We start from the raw sequence: 18054 nt of genomic DNA on the forward strand, positions 1-18054 counted from the left end.
CCCCGGTCAGCGCAGCGGAACGATGTCCTCGACGCCCAGGCGTGCGGCGTCTGCGGATTCGTCATCCGGCTGCTGCTGGCTCAGCCGTTCGGCGTCGACCCGGGCCAGATAGTGCTTGATCTCGCTCTCGCGCTGCGTGTCGCTCCAGCCGAGAACTTCTCCGATCAGTTTAGCGACCACCGGCGCGGCTGACACGCCGCGGTCCCACGCCTCGATCGAAATCCGGGTCCGGCGGGTCAGCACGTCCTGGACATGCCGGGCGCCCTCGAATTTGGCCGCGTACACCGCTTCGGCGGCGAGGTAGTCGTCGGCGCCGGGCAGCGGCTCACCGAGATCGGGGTTCTCCTTGATGAGCGCCAGCACCTCCGGCGCCATGGAGCCGTAGCGGTTGAGCAGGTGTTCGATCCGCGCCACGTGCACCCCGGTTTCCTCCGCCATCCGGTTGCGCCTGTTCCACGCGGCCTTGAAGCCGCTCGCACCCAGCAGCGGAATGGACTCGGTGCACGACGGCGGGACGCGCTCGTCCATGCTGCGTGTCGCCTCGTCGACGGCGTCTTTCGCCATGACCCGGTAGGTGGTCCATTTGCCGCCGGCCACGACGACGAGGCCCGGAACCGGATGGGCCACCACGTGCTCGCGTGACAGCTTGGCGGTCGAATCGTTCTCCCCCGCCAGCAGCGGGCGCAGGCCGGCGTAGACGCCTTCGACGTCTTCGCGGGTCAGCGGCCGTTTCAGGACCTTGTTGACGTGTTCGAGGAGGTAGTCGATGTCCTTGCTGGACGCCGCCGGGTGTGCCTTGTCCAGGTGCCAGTCGGTGTCGGTGGTGCCGATGATCCAGTGCCGGCCCCAGGGAATGACGAAAAGCACGGATTTTTCGGTCCGCAAGATCAGGCCCACCGTGGATTGGAAGCGGTCCCGCGGCACCACCAGATGGATGCCCTTGGAGGCCCGCACTTTCAGTTGGCCCCGGTCGGTGACCATGGCCTGGGTCTCGTCGGTCCAGACGCCCGTGGCATTGATGACCTGCTTGGCCCGGATATTGAAGCTGGAGCCGTCCTCGTGGTTGACGACCTTGGCGCCGACCACGCGTTCGCCCTCCCGGGTAAAGTCGACCACTGCCGTCTGGTTCACGGCATGCGCGCCGTAGTACGCCGCCGTGCGCACCAGGTTGGCGACGTATTTCGCGTCGTCGACCTGCCCGTCGTAGTACCGGATGGACCCGACGAAGGCATCGTCCTTGAGGCTCGGCGCCGCCCGCAGGGTGCCGCGCCGCGACAGGTGCTTGTGGAACGGGACGCCGCGGCTGTGACCGCCGGTAATGGACATGGCGTCATAGAGGGCGATCCCGGAGCCGACGTAGGGCCGCTCCACGAAGCGCTTGGTGAGCGGGTACAGGAACGGCACCGGCCTGGCAAGGTGCGGGGCCAGGACGGAGAGAATCAGTCCGCGCTCGTGCAGCGCTTCCTTGACCAGCGCAAAGTCCAGCATCTCCAGGTAGCGCAAGCCGCCATGGATGAGCTTCGAGGACCGCGACGATGTGCCTGCGGCCCAGTCGTTTGCCTCGACAATGCCCACGCTCAGGCCGCGCGTCACGGCATCCAAGGCGGCTCCGGCGCCGACGATGCCGCCGCCGACGATCAGGATGTCGAGCTCCTTGCCGGGTTCCGTGCTGGCTTTGAGGGCAGCGAGGGACGCTTCACGCTCCGCTGGCCCCAGTGCCCCGCCTGCCAAGGGAGCCCCACCAGGAAAACTGTTCATCTCACGCCTCCATCCGGATCAAACCTCGTAGTGCACCACACTACTTCCAAGTTCTCCGGATGGGCAGGGCCCCAGGCTGCGCTGGCGCGGGGTTCAGTTGCCGGCGTACGGCGAGACGACGACGTCGACGCGCTGGAACTCTTTCAGGTCCGAGTAGCCGGTGGTTGCCATCGAACGGCGCAGCGCACCGATCAGGTTGGAGGTGCCGTTGGTGTGGTGGCCCGGCCCGAACAGGACTTCCTCGAGCGGACCGACCGTTCCCACGTTGACCCTGTCGCCGCGGGGCAGTTCGAGGTGGTGGGCTTCCTGGCCCCAGTGCCAGCCCTTGCCGGGTGCTTCCTCGGCGCGCGCGAGGGCACTGCCCAGCATCACGGCGTCGGCGCCCATGGCGATGGCCTTGACGATGTCACCGGAGCTGCCCATTCCGCCGTCGGCGATCACGTGCGCGTAGCGTCCGCCGGATTCATCCATGTAGTCCCGGCGGGCGGCGGCGACGTCGGAGATGGCGGACGCCATCGGCGAATGGATGCCGAGGGCGCGGCGGGTGGTGGTGGTGGCTCCCCCGCCGAACCCGACGAGCACACCCGCGGCGCCGGTGCGCATCAGGTGCAGGGCCGGGGTGTAGCCGGCCGCTCCGCCGACGATCACGGGGACGTCGAGTTCGTAAATGAACTGCTTGAGGTTCAGGGGCTCGTGGTCCTTGGAGACATGTTCCGCCGAGACAGTGGTCCCCCGGATGACGAAGATGTCGACGCCGGCGGCAACCACGGTCTTGTAGTGCTCCTGCGTGCGCTGCGGTGTCAGGGAGCCGGCCACCGTGACTCCGGCAGCGCGGATCTCCGCCAGCCGGGAGGTGATCAGTTCGGGCTGGATCGGGGCCTGGTAGAGCTCCTGCATCCGCCGGGTGACGGCCGGGCTGTTGGTTTCGTTTTCGAGGGCGGCAATCTGGTCCAGCACAGGCTGCGGGTCCTCGTAGCGGGTCCACAGGCCTTCCAGGTCGAGGACGCCGAGGCCGCCGAGCCGGCCCAGCGCGATGACCGTTTCCGGCGACATCGCGGAATCCATCGGCGCGGCGATGACGGGCATGTCGAACTTGTAGGCATCAATCTGCCACGAGACGGATACGTCCTTGGGGTCGCGCGTACGCCGGTTGGGGACGATCGCAATGTCGTCCAGGGAGTAGGCACGACGCCCACGCTTGCCACGGCCAATCTCAATCTCGTAAGTCACTGCTCTAGGTTATCCCAGTCGGGCCCCGGCCCGGGCGGCAGTGCCACCGGCAGGTGGAACACGCGTGCTGGCGTGGCTACCGTGGTTCGATGGGCAAACGATGGATCTTTGACGGCCACATCGCAGGCATCGGAACGCTGTCCGGACTCAGGGCCGTGATCGGGTTCTGGCAGGCCTCCCCGTTCGGTCCGTTCGCCGATGTCATGGTGCAGCTGCCCTCCGGCCACCGGATCCTGCTCGCACCCACGCGGGAAGTGGCCGAATTCGTCGCCGCGACCTACACCTTCGACGAGGTGCGCGTGATCGGTGTGGACGTTTCGCTGGGGTGGGGGACGCTCGTGGTGGATGCCGGGCCTTTGACGGTCACCGCCGGGACCGGCGGCAGGACTCCCCTCGGGTTCGCCCTCCGCGCCGTCCCGCGGCCCCTCGCAGTACATCCCAGGTGGCTGCGCGCGGTCAGCCCGCTGGCCAGCCTCCTCAGCCCGGGCGCCAGGACCTCGGGAACCGCGGGCAATGGAAAACGCGAGTCCTACGGTGTCACCGACGTCCATCGCATCCGCCATGCCGACGTCACCTGGGAGGGCCGGAGTGCGGGCGCTTTGACAGCCGTGCGGCCCCCGGTGACGTTCGGCTTCAGCAGCGTCCCAGCGCAACCGAGCCTGGCACGAGTCCGGACCACGGTCGAGGGCCCGGCGCCGGACGGCCGACGCGGCTCAGACCTCTTCGGGTTCCTCCACCGTCAGTTGTGATTCGAACATCCGGAAGTAGCGGCCGCGCAAGGCCACGAGTTCCTTGTGGGTGCCCTGCTCGACGATCCGACCGTCCTCGAGCATGTAGACGATGTCCGCCTTCTCGATTGTCGCGAGGCGGTGGCTGATGGCGATCATCGTGCTGCTGCGGTCCGCGAAGAGCCGGGTGAAGATCCGGTGCTCGGCCAGGGCGTCGATCGCCGACGTCGGCTCGTCCATCACCATAAAGGACGCGTCGCGGTAGAAGTTCCTGGCCATCGCCAGTCGCTGCCACTGGCCGCCGGAGAGCCCGCTGCCTTTCCGGCCGCGGGGATCCTCCATCCAGTTACTGACGTGGTTGTCCAGCCCGTTGGGCAGTTTGTTGATGAACTCGAGGGCCTCCGCGTCGGCCGCGGCCCGGCGGACCCGTGCGTCATCCCGGGGTGCGTCGACGTCGCCGAAGAAGATGTTCTCCGCCGCGGTGGCGAACTCGTACTTGAGGAACTCCTGGCTGAGCACGGCAAGGTGGCGGTGCCAGGAGTTCACGTCGACGGCGGCGAGGTCGACGCCGTCGAGCAGTACCTGCCCGGAATCCGGCCGGTAGAGCCCGGCAAGAATCCGGATCAGGGTGGACTTGCCGGCGCCGTTCTCCCCCACGATGGCGATGTGCTGGCCCTGCCGGATGGTCAGCGAGATGCCCCTGATGACTTCCAGCTCGCTGCCGGTGTAGGTAAAGCGGATGTCCCGCAGTTCCACCGTCCGGGGCGCCGGCAGTAGGGCAGGGGCGTGCTCGGAGTGCGCCGGCAGCGCCATGAACAACTCGTAGTCCGTCAGGTTCGAGAGGTCCTCGTCGATGGAACTGAGCGAGGAGACCAAGTTGTTGGCGGTGGACAGGGCACGGCTGACAATCTGCTGGACGTAGAGGAACTGCCCCACCGGCGCGGCCCGGGCGATGACCTGTCCCACCACCCAGATCAACGAGACCACCTCGGCGCCGTACTGCAGCGCGTCGGCGGCGAGTTGCTTGGGGATGTAGCGCTTCTGGAAGTCCAGCCGGCGTTTCTCATCCGCGTCCCGGAGCCGGGAACGGAGCCCCATCAGGTAGCCGACGATCCCGTAGAGCCGCATCTCCGCGATGTGTTGCGGCCGCAGCAGGTTCGTTTCGATCATCCGGCGCTGCCGGCGCGAATCGACCTGGGTGTTCCAGTGCGCGATCTGTTCCCGGGAGAGCCTGAACTGCAGGTAGACGCTGGGCACGATCGCGATCAGGACAATCACGGCGATCCACCAGCTGACCAGCAGCAGGGCGCCGATGGCCAAGATCACGGAGACCAGCTGGGTGAAGATGGCGGCGATTCGGTCCAGGACCCGCGCGTAGGAGTCGGAGAAACGCTTGGCCCGGTCGTACAGGTCCACCGTCTCCTTGTCGTCATAGCGCCAGAAGTCGAGAGCGAGGAACCGCTCGTACATCTGGTCCCCCACGACCGCGCCGACCCGGAAACTCATGAGTTGCTGGATGTAACGGTCCACGCTGCTGAACGCTCCCCAGAAGAGGCCGAGCGCCGCTGTGATGACCACATATATGATCGCCTGCGGTCCCGCCGCCGCGTTGCCCGCATAGGCGGCCGCCAGCGCCGTGGTGGTCAGCGCGGCGAAGTAGGTGGTGACCAGCGGCAGCACCGCGGAGATCAGCGAGCCCAATACTTTCATCACGACGGCGGCGGGCGAGGCACGGAAGCTGACCCGCAGCACCTGCGCGACGGCCCGGGCGTACGGCCTCAGCGTGAGCTTTCGGCTGGGCGCCCGGGCCGGTCGCAATTCAGACATTTTCGCTCAGCGCGAGCCGTAGTTCGGCGCCTCCACCGTCATCTGGATGTCGTGCGGGTGGGATTCCTTCAGGCCCGCGGCGGTGATCCGGACGAACTTGCCGCGGGCCTTCAGCTCGGGGATTGTCGGGGCTCCGGTGTAGAACATGGTCTGGCGGAGGCCGCCGACCAGTTGGTGCGCCACGGAGGCCAGCGGGCCGCGGTAGGCGACGCGGCCTTCGATGCCTTCGGGGATCAGCTTGTCGTCGCCGGAGACGTCGGCCTGGAAGTAGCGGTCCTTGGAGTAGGAAGTGTTCTTCCCTCGGGTCTGCATGGCGCCGAGGGAGCCCATCCCGCGGTAGAGCTTGAATTGCTTGCCATTGACGAAGATCAGGTCGCCCGGGGACTCATCGCAGCCAGCCAGCAGGGAGCCGAGCATGACGGTGTCGGCGCCGGCCACCAGGGCCTTGCCGATGTCGCCCGAGTACTGTAGGCCGCCGTCGGCGATCAGCGGCACACCGGCGGGGATGGCGGCCTTGGCGGACTCGTAGATAGCAGTGATCTGCGGGACACCGACGCCGGCCACCACGCGGGTGGTGCAGATGGACCCCGGGCCCACGCCGACCTTGATGCCGTCGGCACCGGCGTCGATCAATGCCTGCGCGCCTTCGCGGGTGGCAGCCTGACCGCCGATGATGTCCACGTGCGCGGCGGCCGGATCGGACTTCAACCGGCGGATCATGTCCAGGACACCCTGTGAGTGGCCGTTTGCGGTGTCCACGAAGAGGGCGTCGACGCCGGCGTCGACCAGGGTCATGGCGCGTTCCCAGCCATCGCCGAAGAACCCGATGGCGGCACCGACGCGCAGCCGTCCCTCGTCGTCCTTGGTGGCCAGCGGGTACTGCTCGGCCTTGGTGAAGTCCTTGGTGGTGATGAGGCCCTTGAGTCGGCCCTGCTCGTCGACCAGCGGAAGCTTCTCGATCTTGTTGGTGGCCAGCTTGTGGGAGGCCTCCTCGCGGCTGATGCCCACGTGCCCGGTGACCAGCGGCATCTTGGTCATGACGTCGCTGACCAGCCGGATCGGGAAGTCCGCCTCCGGCACGAACCGGGTGTCGCGGTTCGTAACGATACCCAGCAGGCGCATGCCCTCGTCCACGACCGGCAGGCCGGATACCCGGTAGTGCGAGCAGATCTCGTCCAGTTCGGCGAGCGTCGCCTCGGGGCCGATCGTGAGCGGGTTGGTGATCATGCCGGATTCGCTGCGCTTGACCCGGTCCACCTGGTCGGCCTGGTCGGCGATCGAGAGGTTCCGGTGCACGACGCCGAGGCCGCCCTGGCGGGCCATCGCGATGGCCATCCGCGATTCGGTCACGGTGTCCATCGCGGCGGAAAGCAGCGGCGTGTTGACGGTGATGCGCTTGGAGATCCGGGACGAAGTGTCCGCCTCGGAAGGGATCACGTTGGTGTGTCCCGGCAGGAGCAGGACGTCGTCGTAGGTCAGGCCGACGAAGCCAAAGGGGTCGTGTTCGGGCTGGGTCATGAGTGCGCCTCTTACCTTGGGTTTCCGGGTTCACGGGTAGGGATTGCAGCAGATGACCAGCCCGTCATTACGGGCATGGCCTGTGCAGAAGTATTGAGTAAATAGTAGAACCTTGGCGGCCATCCCCATATTCCGGGCAACGGATGTGAGCAACGCCATCCGACCGAGGCGCCGCGGGCGTCACTTCCAGCCGGTGGCGGCGAGCAGCCGCCCCTCGAACATCGGGATCATGCTTTGCACGTAGGTCTTGGTCAAGTGGTTGTCGTCCTTATAGACGTAGACATTCCCAACGACCGCGGGGCAGGTCCGGTCTGCGCAGATAAAGTCGCTCATGTCCATGAGATGGAGCCGGGGGACCTTGCCGCGATAGTCGTCCAGCGGCGAGGACGCGGCCAGGGACTCCTGCAGCGGGACGTTGCAGTCGGCCGCGTGGGGGCCCTTCTTCTGGACGCATTCGGGCATGTTCATGTTGAAGCGCGGGTTGTCGCGGATGCCGACCACTTCGATCCCGGCGTCGGTGAACGGCTTGATGCCTTCGAGGTACTGCGGCACCTCGGTTTCGTACGGGGCGTCCTTGAGGGTGAGCGAAGCGACCGTGAAGACGGCGTCCGGCTTGTGCTCCAGGACGTAGTCGGAGCTGGCCTTGTTGAAGGCGTTGCAGTCCGCGTCGCGCTCGGTGGATTCTCCGCCGAAGCGGCAGTTGCCCTTGAGCAGGGTGACGACTTCCCAGCCGTGGCTCTTGGCGATCGGACCCAGCGCGGCCATGTACTGCTGGGCGTGCGAGTCACCGAGCACAACGATTCTCTTGACGACCGGGTCCGGGCGGCTGTTCTGCAGGCAGCCCGCCAGCAGCGGGTCGCTGGGAATGTTTTTGTCCGTGCACAGCCCGTCGATGTCAGCCCATTCGTTCTTCATGGCGCCCGGCGCCGGGATGATCTTCGCGTCCGGCGTCGTTTTGCCGGCGTTCTCCGGGGCCAGGGCGGCGGCACCGGGCGTCAGCTCCCTGGGCTGGGACGCGGCAGCGGCCTCGTCCGCCACCATATGGCTTTGCCAGAGCGTGACCGGCCCGGCCAGCACGGCACCGCAGGCGGCGATCACGACGGCGGTGCGCCAGGCCCGGCGCTGCGGCCAGTGCCATTCGCGCAGCGGCCTTTCAACGAAGCGTGTGGTGAGCACGGCCAGCAGCACCGACACAGCGACAATGGCGAGGCCCTGCCACAGGTTCGGCGAACTCAATCCCATCGCGGCGAGGGCCAGCACCAGCAGCGGCCAGTGCCAAAGGTACAGGGCGTAGGAGTTGTCACCGAGCGCCACCAGCGGCCGCCACGTCAGGAAGCTGTCCACGCCGAAGCGGCTTCCGCTCCGCCCGGCCACAATGATGGCCGCCGCAGCCAGGGTTGGCCACAGTGCAATGAAGCCGGGAAAGGAACGGTCCACGCTCAGCAGCAGCCCGCAGGAGAGCATCCCGGCCAGGCCAGCCCAGCCCAGTACCACGCGCAGCACCTTGCCCGGCTTGAGGTAGGGCAACGCCAGCGCCAGGAGCGAGCCCAAGGCAAATTCCCAGAGCCGCGCCCGGGTGTCAAAGTAGGCGTAGGCCTGGTTACTGGCGGTCAGGTCAATCGAGTACGCCAGCGACGCGGCGAAAATCGCGCCGAACGCCAGGGCCAGGAACAGCCGGTAGTCGAGCAGCCGCCGGTCCAGGGCGGTCCAGCGTCGCAGCGCGTTGCGCAGCACGGCGCTGCCCGCGAAAACCAGCGGCCAGAGCACGAAGACCTGCCCTTGGATGGATAGAGACCAGAAGTGCTGAAGCGGGCTGGCACCCGAATGGTCCTGCGCGTAATAGTCGACGGCGGTATCCGCGAGCAGCCAGTTCTGCCGGTACAGCAACGAAGCCCAGACCTGGTCAAGGATGTCCGACCACCGGCTCTGCGGCAGGATGGCCCAGGTGCCGGCCAGCACGCCCAGGACCACCACCACGACAGCGGGCAGCAACCGTTTGAGCAGGTGCAGCCAGTGGTTCAGGAGGCGGAGCGGCTTCCCACTTTCCACCTTCCGGGCAAAACTTAGGGTCATCAGGAAAGCCGAGATGAGCAGGAAGATATCCACGCCGCCAGAGACCCGGCCAAGCCACACGTGATACGTCACGACCATGAGGACGGCCAGCGCGCGCAGGCCCTGCACCTCGGGACGGTAGCCTGGTTCGCGGCTCGCGGCAGGGCCCGCCGCCGCCTGGCCGGGACTTGCTGCGGTTCGCTGGTTCGACACTTCGGACCCCTCAGGCCGGCTTCCAAAGCATCCATGTTACCGAGTCGTAATTTTTCGTGCCAGTCGAGCGCTGGTATGGACCGGCCTCGCAAGGGGCCCCAGCCCCGCGCGCGCCGCTAGTCTGTTTACGAGTCGTAGGAGGCCGCGAGTGATCGTGCAGTTGCGAATAAGTGTTCCGGCCGAGCTCTCGCGCGCGGTCTTGGAATGCTGTTCCGGCGAGTCCGGTGTGGCCGAGGTCGCGTTGCACCCCGGTGCCTCGGTCGTCCCGCCGGGCGACGTCATCCTGGTGTTCATGGCACGGGAGTCCGTCGACACGCTGATCGAGAAACTGCACGCCCTGAACGTCCAGGAAGCCGGATCCATCGCGGTCACGACCCCGGAGCTGCTGCTCTCCGACCGGGCGGACCGGGCGGTCGCTGCGGCCCCCGGCGAGGGCGCGGACGCCATGATCTGGGATGAGGTATCGCGCCAGACCGGGGAAGATTCAAAGCTCACGTGGAGCTACGTGGTGTTTCTGGTCCTGGCCACTCAGCTCGCCGCGATCGGGATTGTCACCGACTCCCCCATCGCGATCGTCGGGGCCATGGCAGTGGGCCCGGAATTCGGGCCGCTCGCCGCCCTCGCCGTGGCCTTGGTGCGGCGCCAGTGGCGGCTGGGACGCGGCGCCGCCGTCGCCCTCGGCGTGGGGTTTCCGGTCGCCATGCTGGCGGCTGCCCTCACGGCGTGGCTTTCCGTCCCGCTCGGCCTCTTTCCCCCCGATGCCCTGGACCGCGGCTCGGCGGTGGAGTTCATCTACCATCCGGGGCCGTACTCCCTGATCGTCGCCTTGCTGGCCGGTACAGCCGGCATGTTGTCAGTGATCAGCCGGCGGTCGGCCGCCCTGATCGGCGTCTTCATTTCGGTGACCACGGTCCCCGCGGCGGGCTATGTGGCGGTGGCCTTGGTGCTGGGCGAGTATCAAAAGGCCGCAGGCTCCGCGCTCCAGCTCTTTCTGAACCTGATCGGGATTGTGGTTTCGGCGGTGGGGGTGTTGTTGTACTACCGCGTGATCACCAAGCGCCTACCGCGGGACGCTGCGCTTCGGCTTCGCCGGAAGGTGCAGCCGAAGCGGCGCTGAGCGAAACCGCCGCCGGGCTGGCTGGGCGCGCAGGAGGGGTGGAAGACGTCCAATCCGCCTAATCCCATCCGGTGGCGGAGAGAAGTCTCTCCTGGAACATCGGCGCCATGCTGGCGCTGTAGGTGCGGCTCAGATGGTTGTCGTCCATGTACACGAAGGTGTTGCCGACCACACCTGGACATTCGGTGGCGGTACAGATCAGGTCGGTCATGTCGACTGCGGCTACGCCCGGCGCCTGCAGCGAATCCAAGGGGCTGGTGGCTGCGAAGAGGCTGTCGCGGGCGGGCCTGCATTCCTGCGCGTTCGCCCCCTTGGTGGCGACGCAGTTAGCGATGTTGAAGCCGAACCGCGGGTTGTCCCGCAGGAGCACCACCCCGATCCCCTGGTCTGTCCAGGTCTTGAGTGAGGATTCCAGTCCCGGGATAAGCGTCTCCCGCGGCGAGGATGGCGATGCCGCCGTGCCCACCACGATAATCGCGTCCGGCGGGTTTCGCTTCACTTCGGCGGTTACCGCCGCATTGAAGTGGTCGCAGTCTGCCGACTCGTGCTGGTCGCTGGTGCTCGGCTTGCAGCCGCCCTTGAGCATCGCATACAGCCGCCAGCCTTTGGTGTCGCTGACTGGAGTGATTGAGGGCAGCCACTGCTCGGCGTGGGAGTCCCCCAGCACCAGAACGGTCTTTGCCCCGGCATCGGTTTGGCCGTTTTGGTTGCAGTCGCTCTGGAGCAGCGGATCTTGCGGCTGCAGCTTCCCGCTGCATGACTGCGGTAAGCTCGCCCAGTCCAGCCCCAGCCTTTCCGGGGCCGGCAGCAGCACGGCGTCAGCGTCTGCCTGATTGACGAAGTCCGGCAGGAGCGCCTTGGCACCGGGATTGTTCCGAACCGCCTTCGCCAGCTCCGCCTGGTTCTGGAAGTAAAGGGTGATTTGGAGGCCTGCTAGGGGCACTGTCGCGACCGCGAGAGCGGCCACTATTGCAGTGAAGGCGCGACGGCGCCGCAGCTCCGGCCATAGCCATCCCCGCCACGGCTTCTCGATGAAGCGCGTGGTCAGGTAGGCGAGCATCATCGAAACGGCCACAATCACGGCCCCCGTGATCGGCCCCGCACGGTCCTTATCCGTGACGTCCAGCGCTATGACCAGGAGCGGCCAGTGCCACAGGTACAACGCATAGGACATGTCTCCCAGCCGGACCAACGGCCCCGAGCTCAAGAAGCGATCGACCCCCAGCTTGCTGCCGGTCTGGCCCGCCACGATCACGCAGGCAGCGGCCAGGGTGGGCCAGAGTGCGATGCTTCCCGGAAACGACGCCTGCACGTTGAGCAAGATGCCGCAACTAAGCATCGCCACGACGCCCAGCCAGCCAAGCGCTACACGCCAGTACCGGGGCAACCGGAGCGAGGGAAGTGCCAGGGCCACCAGAGTGCCCAGGGCAAACTCCCAGAGCCGCGCAGGCATGTCGAAATACGCCTCAGTCTGGTTGGCGGCGGTCACAACTATCGAGTAAATCAGCGAACTAATAAACACCAGGGCGAAGACATAGCACAACAGTGCGCGGTAGCGCAGGCCGAAACGTCTCGCGAGCAGCGCCGCCCCCGCGAAGATAAGAGGCCACAGGATGAAGACCTGCCCCTGAATCGACAGCGACCAGAAGTGCTGGAACGGGCTCGCCAGGCCACGGTTTGACGCGTAGTAGTCGGTGGCTTGCGACTGCAGAAGCCAGTTCTCGGCATAGAACAGGGACGCCCAGCCCTGGTGAATGACCTCCAGCCAGCGGGTCCGTGGCAGAAAGAGGACACTGGCGGCAATCACCGCAACCACGACGACGACGGCGGCAGGGAGGAGACGGCGAAACAGGTGCAACCAGTGTTTGAGCAGCCCCGACGGCCGGCCCTGCTCATAACGGCCGACGAACTGGAGGGTCATCAGGAATGCCGAGACGAGGAGGAACACGTCCACCCCGCCGGAGACCCGGTCCAACCAGATGTGGTAGGTCATCACCATGAGCACGGCCAAGGACCGGAGCCCCTGGATCTCGGGCCTAAAGGTGGTTTTTCGGCCCGCTCGGGCCGCACCCCCTGCGGCGGCAGGACGGGGCAGGGATTTTTGCTGGGTCATAAAAAATCCCCTAATACGGTCAACCAAAACGTCAATACTAACCAAACTTGATTTCCGCGGCTACTCGTCCGGCCGCCGTCTCGTTCCATTTACGCATTCCAAGTTGTGATTTTCCCGTGTGTCCCGGCGGAGTTTCCCGACAGGACGAGGAGATGCGAGGCAAGCTGAGGACAACAAAAAGGACCGGACCAGCTGACGCTGATCCGGTCCTTTGTCGCGCGGAGGACTAGTGCTGGTGTCCGGCGTGCTCGTCCTCGTCGGCCGGCTTCTCCACTACGAGGGTCTCGGTGGTGAGAACCAGCGCGGCGATGGAGGCCGCGTTGCGGAGGGCCGCACGCGTCACCTTGACGGGGTCAATGACCCCGGCAGCGATGAGGTCTTCGTACTCGCCGGTCTTGGCGTTGAAGCCTTGGTTGTTGGCCGATTCGGCCACCTTGGCAACGACGACGTAGCCGTCGAAGCCCGCGTTCTGGGCGATCCAGCGCAGCGGCTGGGTCAATGCCCGGCGGACGATGCCCACGGCAGCTGCCGCGTCGCCGTCGAGCGCCTCAACCGCGGGATCCTCATCGAGAGCCTTGAGGGCGTGGATGAGGGCGGAGCCGCCGCCGGCCACGATGCCCTCTTCGAGGGCGGCGCGGGTGGAGGACACGGCGTCCTCGATGCGGTGCTTCTTTTCCTTCAGCTCGACCTCGGTGGCGGCGCCGACCTTGATCACGCCGATGCCGCCGGCCAGCTTGGCCAGGCGTTCCTGCAGCTTTTCCTTGTCCCAGTCGGAGTCGGTGCGGGTCAGCTCGGCGCGCAGCTGGGCAACCCGGGCCGCGACGTCCTCGGCCGAACCGGCGCCGTCGACGATGGTGGTGTTGTCCTTCGTCACGGTGATCCGGCGGGCGGTGCCGAGGACCTCCAGGCCCACGGTGTCCAGGCTGAGGCCCAGTTCCGCTGAGACAACCTGCGCGCCTGTGAGGGTCGCGATGTCCTGGAGCATGGCCTTGCGGCGGTCACCGAAGCCCGGGGCCTTGACGGCGACGACGTTCAGGGTGCCGCGGATGCGGTTGACGATCAGCGTGGAGAGAGCCTCGCCGTCGACGTCTTCAGCGATGATGAAGAGCGGCTTGGAGCTCTGCAGCGCCTTCTCCAGCAGCGGCAGGAATTCCTGGACCGAGGAGATCTTGCCCTGGTTGATCAGGATCAAGGCGTCCTCGAGGACTGCCTCCTGGCGTTCCGCGTCGGTGACGAAGTACGGGGACAGGTAGCCCTTGTCGAACTGCATGCCCTCGGTGAGGACCAGTTCGGTCTGCGTGGTGGAGGATTCCTCGATGGTGATCACACCATCCTTGCCGACCTTGCCGAATGCCTCGGCCAGGAGCTCGCCGATCTCGTCGCTCTGCGCCGAGATAGCGGCCACGTTGGCGACCTGGTCGCCTTCGACCGGGCGGGCATTTTCGAGCAGGCGGGCGGCGATGGCCTCAACCGAGACCTCGATGCCGCGCTTGATCTGGCCCGGGGCCGCGCCGGCCGCAACGTTGCGCAGGCCTTCCTTGACCAGGGCCTGGGCGAGCACGGTGGCGGTGGTGGTGCCGTCGCCGGCGACGTCGTTGGTCTTGGTGGCGACCTCCTTGGCAAGCTGCGCTCCAAGGTTTTCGTACGGGTCGTCCAGCTCGACTTCGCGGGCAATCGTGACACCGTCGTTGGTGATTGTGGGGGCGCCCCACTTCTTGTCCAGCACGACGTTGCGGCCGCGCGGGCCGAGCGTCACCTTGACCGTGTTGGCGAGCTTATCGATGCCGGCTTCGAGCGACCGGCGGGCAGCGTCGTTAAACGCGAGCTGCTTTGCCATGGTTTTGTCCTTTCAAGACAGAACCCCGCGCAGCCGTCCGTTCAAAGCGAAGGAGCGGCGGCGCGGGGGTCCAAGGGAGTTACTTTACGACGATCGCCAGAACGTCGCGGGCGGACAGTACGAGGTACTCAGTGCCGCCGGTTTTGACTTCGGTTCCGCCGTACTTGGAGTAGATGACGACGTCGCCAACGGCTACGTCAACGGGAACGCGGTTGCCGTCTTCGAAGCGGCCGGGGCCTACTGCAACAACTTCGCCTTCCTGCGGCTTCTCCTGTGCGGAGTCCGGGATAACCAGGCCGGAAGCCGTGGTCTGCTCGGCTTCGAGCGGGCGGACAACAATACGATCCTCAAGAGGCTTAATAGAGACCGACAAGGACCTCTCCTTTTCGTCAGCAAATTCGTGGACTTTAAAGCTGTGGTGCCGTGGCGTACAGACCGTCGTCGCGGTGCCGGCAGTAGCCAGGCCGGTAAAGCTTCAGGTGTTAGCACCCGCCTAGGGCGAGTGCTAATGACGACTCTATGTAAGTAGTTAGCACTCGGTCAAGGTGAGTGCCAGAAGTTCATCCCGGGGTGAACGCCCGTGAACGTCCGACGGCGGGACCGGACACGGCGCGGCGCGGCGCGGCCCGGCCCGGGACGGCGCGGCCCGGGACATGCTCATTCTGCGAGGCAGCCGGTGGACTCAGGTTTGTTACGTTCCGGTTGTGCGCAGCGGGCTGCCCGGGGCTCCGGACATGCTCATAAGGCAGCCTGCAGGACGGATATGCCCATCGGGCGGCTTGCAGGACGGACATGCCCATCGGGCGGCTTGGAACGAAGGACTTGTTGCCCAGGCGCGGAGCTTGTGCCCCAGTTTTGGAGTTGAGCGATGGGCATGCTCCTTGCCGGTCCGGCGCAATGGACGTGCCGTCCGGGAGCGATGGACCTGCCCATTGCTGGTGGCCAGAGATGGACATATACGCAATATGTCCAGTGCTGCCCGCGAAGGACGGGCATGTCCGGAGTGGGCGGACCGATTCAGTGCCACGTCACGCCGCACCACGCCGTACACCAGCAGGCACAGCGAAAGCGCCTACTGCCCGGCGAGGTCCTCGTAGTCCCAGTCCTGGCCGTCGTCGTCTTCGTCGATCTGGGGCGACTTATTCCGGTCGCGGTACAGCAGGAATCCCCCGGCCAGCGCGGCCACCGCTCCGAGGATCAGGAAGATGATGCCGCCCACCCGGGCTCCGGCGTAGGTATCACGGATGGCCCGCGCCTCGTCGGTGGCGTCTTTTACGTCCTTGCCGCCCACCGAATAGACGGTCGCGTTGAAGGAATCGAGGAAGAAGATGATGACGAGCAACGCCACGCAGACAACCGCGACCACTGTGCCCGCGATCAGCGCCGGTCGGGCGAAGCGGGTCAGTCCCCGGCGGACCGGAAAATCTTCGTCCGGCTGTTCCCGGGTCCCTGCCGCGCCGATGTCATCGGTGTCCCTGTCATCCATGCCGTCCAGCCTAACGGGCACGCAGGGCGTCCCGCGCCTGAACTACGCTTGATGGCATGGCTGAGACTACGCAGGACCAGATCGCCCCACTGCTCAATCCGGAGGGCTGGGAGCTGCTGGCGTCACTGGGGCCATACCGCGAGGAGGAGGCCTTCCGGCTCAATGCCTCGCTGCGCAAGGCCGGACATTCCGCCGAGCTGGTATCAGCGGTCCTCACACAATCCCGGCTGCGGACCAAGGCAGAGGCCAAGTTCGGCGAATTCGCCCGGCAGATGATCTTCACCCGGGCCGGCTTGGAACAGGCCACCCGGCTCAACGTCGCCGCGCGGCACGCGCAGCGGTTCGCCGCGGCGGGGATTGCGCACGTTGCGGATCTGGGCTGCGGGCTGGGGGCTGACGCGATGGCACTGGCCTCCCTTGACATCAAAGTCACGGCCGTGGAACTGGACGAAACGACGGCCGCCTGCGCCACCATGAACCTGATCCCGTTCCGGAACGCGGCGGTGGTTCATGCCGATGCCGCCGCCGTCCCGCTGGACGGGATCGACGGCATTTGGCTCGACCCGGCGCGCCGCACCACCTCCAGCTCCGGAACCAAACGCCTGTGGGATCCGGAAGACTTCTCCCCTCCGCTGTCCTTCGTGGAATCCCTGGCCGCCGCCGGTCGCGCCGTCGGCGTGAAGCTGGGCCCCGGCATCCCGCATTCCTCGGTGCCGGCCGGCTGCGAGGCGCAGTGGGTCTCGGTGGGCGGCGACGTCACCGAGGTGGCGCTCTGGTTCAACGCCGTCCGCCGGCCCGGAATCCGCCGCGCGGCGCTGATCCTGGGCCCGCAGGGCGCCGCGGAGCTCACCAGCGCGGAGGACTTCGACGCCGGACCGGCAGCCCCAGTGGGCCCGGCGGAAGGCTACCTCTACGAGCCCGACGGCGCCGTGATCCGCGCGGGCCTGGTCGCCGACGTAGCGCTCCAGCTGGGTGGGCATCTGCTGGACGAGCACATCGCCTACATCTGCGCGCCGGAGCTCCGCAATACTCCCTTTGCCCGGGCGTACAAGGTCCTCGAGGTCATGCCGTTCAACGTCAAGGCACTCAAGGCCTGGGTCAAGGACAACGGCATCGGCGTCCTGGACATCAAGAAGCGGGGCATCTCGGTCACGCCGGAGGAACTGCGCAAGCAGTTGCTCCCCGGCGGCAGGAGCGCCAGGAACGCGGCCAAAGACACGGCTACCCTGGTCCTCACCCGGATCGGCGAAGAACGGGTCGCCATCTCGGTGCAGCCGGTCTAGGACCGGGCGGCCCTATTGGGCCCGCATGAACTCCTCGGCTGCCCGGACCCGTTCGTCGGAGGGCCGGACGCCGGTGTACAGCACGAACTGCTCAAGGGCTTGGATGGTGGCGACCTCGGCGCCGGTGATCACTTGCTTGCCGGCCGCCCGGGCGGCCTGGATCAGTGGCGTCTCGGCGGGCAGAGCCACGACGTCGAAGACCACCTTCGCGGCCGCCACGGCTTCGTGCGGGAAGGCCAGCGTGTCGGCCTCCGGTCCGCCGGCCATGCCAATCGGCGTCACGTTGATCAGCATGTCGGCCGACCCCTCGCCGGCCTCCACCGCCGGAATCCCGGCGCACCACGCGAAACCGTAAAGCCCCGCGAGCGCCGGCCCGGCCTCCGCGTTGCGCGCGATGATGGTCACGTCCCGGAAGCCAGCGTCACGCAGCGCGGCCGCGGTGGCTTTCGCCATCCCCCCGGCGCCCAGCAGCCAGACCGAATAGTCCGTGGGGACGGCGTTGCGCTGGAGCAACTGCTCGATCGCCGTGTAGTCGGTGTTGTAGGCCGTGAGCGTGCCGCCGTCGTTGACGATGGTGTTGACCGAATCGATGGCTTTCGCGGAGGGGTCCAGAACGTCCACCAAGCCGATGACCTCCTCCTTGTACGGCATCGAGACCGCACAACCGCGGATGCCCAGACCCCGAACCCCGGCAATCGCCTGGGCCAGATCGGTGGGTGCGAAGGCCTTGTAGATCCAGTTCAGGCCCAGCTGCTCGTAGAGATGGTTGTGGAAGCGGGTCCCGTTGTTGCTCGGCCGGGCCGAGAGCGAGATGCACAGGGTCATGTCTTTATTCAGGATGGGCACAGCACCATTAAACGGCACCGCGACAAACGACACCGCGGCAAACGGC

General features: G+C 66.6%; 13 protein-coding genes. 3 read left to right on the forward strand and 10 right to left on the reverse strand.

The features are described from left to right. Positions 1-6 precede the first annotated feature (6 nt). Both AC1DGI_RS06560 and AC1DGI_RS06565 read right to left on the reverse strand, forming a co-directional pair. On the reverse strand, positions 7-1758 hold the full coding sequence (locus AC1DGI_RS06560) for a glycerol-3-phosphate dehydrogenase/oxidase (RefSeq protein WP_476898180.1): 1752 nt from the start codon (positions 1756-1758) through the stop codon (positions 7-9). 93 nt (positions 1759-1851) lie between these two features. Continuing rightward, positions 1852-2988: a GuaB3 family IMP dehydrogenase-related protein gene (locus tag AC1DGI_RS06565; RefSeq protein ID WP_476898181.1), complete on the reverse strand. Its 1137-nt coding sequence runs from the start codon at positions 2986-2988 to the stop codon at positions 1852-1854. A gap of 89 nt (positions 2989-3077) precedes the next feature. On the opposite strand from AC1DGI_RS06565, the gene AC1DGI_RS06570 reads away from it, so the two are divergent. Continuing rightward, a complete protein-coding gene (locus tag AC1DGI_RS06570; protein ID WP_476898182.1) occupies positions 3078-3737 on the forward strand; it encodes a hypothetical protein in 660 nt (219 codons plus the stop codon). Here the strand turns inward: AC1DGI_RS06570 and AC1DGI_RS06575 are convergent. From AC1DGI_RS06575 to AC1DGI_RS06585, 3 genes are all read right to left on the reverse strand, one after another. After that, complete coding sequence (locus AC1DGI_RS06575) at positions 3702-5543, reverse strand: ABC transporter ATP-binding protein (protein WP_476898183.1); 1842 nt, start codon at positions 5541-5543, stop codon at positions 3702-3704. The two genes, AC1DGI_RS06570 and AC1DGI_RS06575, sit on opposite strands and share 36 nt — an antisense overlap. 6 nt (positions 5544-5549) lie before the next feature. Continuing rightward, the gene (gene guaB / locus AC1DGI_RS06580) at positions 5550-7061 is read right to left on the reverse strand and encodes an IMP dehydrogenase (RefSeq protein WP_476898184.1); all 1512 of its coding nucleotides are present in this window, start codon (positions 7059-7061) and stop codon (positions 5550-5552) included. Between the two features lie 180 nt (positions 7062-7241). After that, positions 7242-9326 (reverse strand): acyltransferase family protein, encoded by a 2085-nt coding sequence (locus AC1DGI_RS06585; protein ID WP_476898185.1) that lies wholly within the window; start codon positions 9324-9326, stop codon positions 7242-7244. Positions 9327-9474: 148 nt separating this feature from the next. On the opposite strand from AC1DGI_RS06585, the gene AC1DGI_RS06590 reads away from it, so the two are divergent. Further along, positions 9475-10443, forward strand: coding sequence for a DUF389 domain-containing protein (locus tag AC1DGI_RS06590; protein ID WP_476898186.1), 969 nt, complete (start codon positions 9475-9477; stop codon positions 10441-10443). A gap of 58 nt (positions 10444-10501) precedes the next feature. Here the strand turns inward: AC1DGI_RS06590 and AC1DGI_RS06595 are convergent, their stop codons facing one another. From AC1DGI_RS06595 to AC1DGI_RS06610, 4 genes are all read right to left on the reverse strand, one after another. Further along, positions 10502-12556: an acyltransferase family protein gene (locus AC1DGI_RS06595; RefSeq protein WP_476898187.1), complete on the reverse strand. Its 2055-nt coding sequence runs from the start codon at positions 12554-12556 to the stop codon at positions 10502-10504. 226 nt (positions 12557-12782) lie between these two features. After that, on the reverse strand, positions 12783-14393 hold the full coding sequence (gene groL, locus AC1DGI_RS06600) for a chaperonin GroEL (RefSeq protein ID WP_476898188.1): 1611 nt from the start codon (positions 14391-14393) through the stop codon (positions 12783-12785). A 79-nt stretch (positions 14394-14472) separates the two neighbouring features. After that, a complete protein-coding gene (gene groES / locus AC1DGI_RS06605) occupies positions 14473-14766 on the reverse strand; it encodes a co-chaperone GroES (RefSeq protein WP_003805290.1) in 294 nt (97 codons plus the stop codon). A 699-nt stretch (positions 14767-15465) separates the two neighbouring features. Beyond that, positions 15466-15879 (reverse strand): hypothetical protein, encoded by a 414-nt coding sequence (locus AC1DGI_RS06610; protein WP_441402753.1) that lies wholly within the window; start codon positions 15877-15879, stop codon positions 15466-15468. A 56-nt stretch (positions 15880-15935) separates the two neighbouring features. On the opposite strand from AC1DGI_RS06610, the gene AC1DGI_RS06615 reads away from it, so the two are divergent. Beyond that, positions 15936-17162, forward strand: coding sequence for a THUMP-like domain-containing protein (locus AC1DGI_RS06615; RefSeq protein WP_476898189.1), 1227 nt, complete (start codon positions 15936-15938; stop codon positions 17160-17162). 12 nt (positions 17163-17174) lie between these two features. Here AC1DGI_RS06615 and AC1DGI_RS06620 read toward each other — a convergent pair whose 3' ends face one another. Continuing rightward, complete coding sequence (locus AC1DGI_RS06620; RefSeq protein ID WP_476898190.1) at positions 17175-18008, reverse strand: shikimate 5-dehydrogenase; 834 nt, start codon at positions 18006-18008, stop codon at positions 17175-17177. Positions 18009-18054: the final 46 nt, after the last annotated feature.

The sequence above is a fragment of the Arthrobacter sp. 05N428_2 genome (assembly GCF_056397065.1).

Bases quoted from the DNA above. Each gene is read 5' to 3' on its own strand.
- groL (WP_476898188.1), bottom strand. From the start codon at position 14,393: ATGGCAAAGCAGCTCGCGTTTAACGACGCTGCCCGCCGGTCGCTCGAA.
- AC1DGI_RS06560 (WP_476898180.1), bottom strand. From the start codon at position 1,758: ATGAACAGTTTTCCTGGTGGGGCTCCCTTGGCAGGCGGGGCACTGGGG.
- AC1DGI_RS06570 (WP_476898182.1), top strand. From the start codon at position 3,078: ATGGGCAAACGATGGATCTTTGACGGCCACATCGCAGGCATCGGAACG.
- guaB (WP_476898184.1), bottom strand. From the start codon at position 7,061: ATGACCCAGCCCGAACACGACCCCTTTGGCTTCGTCGGCCTGACCTAC.
- AC1DGI_RS06575 (WP_476898183.1), bottom strand. From the start codon at position 5,543: ATGTCTGAATTGCGACCGGCCCGGGCGCCCAGCCGAAAGCTCACGCTG.
- AC1DGI_RS06610 (WP_441402753.1), bottom strand. From the start codon at position 15,879: ATGGATGACAGGGACACCGATGACATCGGCGCGGCAGGGACCCGGGAA.
- AC1DGI_RS06595 (WP_476898187.1), bottom strand. From the start codon at position 12,556: ATGACCCAGCAAAAATCCCTGCCCCGTCCTGCCGCCGCAGGGGGTGCG.
- AC1DGI_RS06615 (WP_476898189.1), top strand. From the start codon at position 15,936: ATGGCTGAGACTACGCAGGACCAGATCGCCCCACTGCTCAATCCGGAG.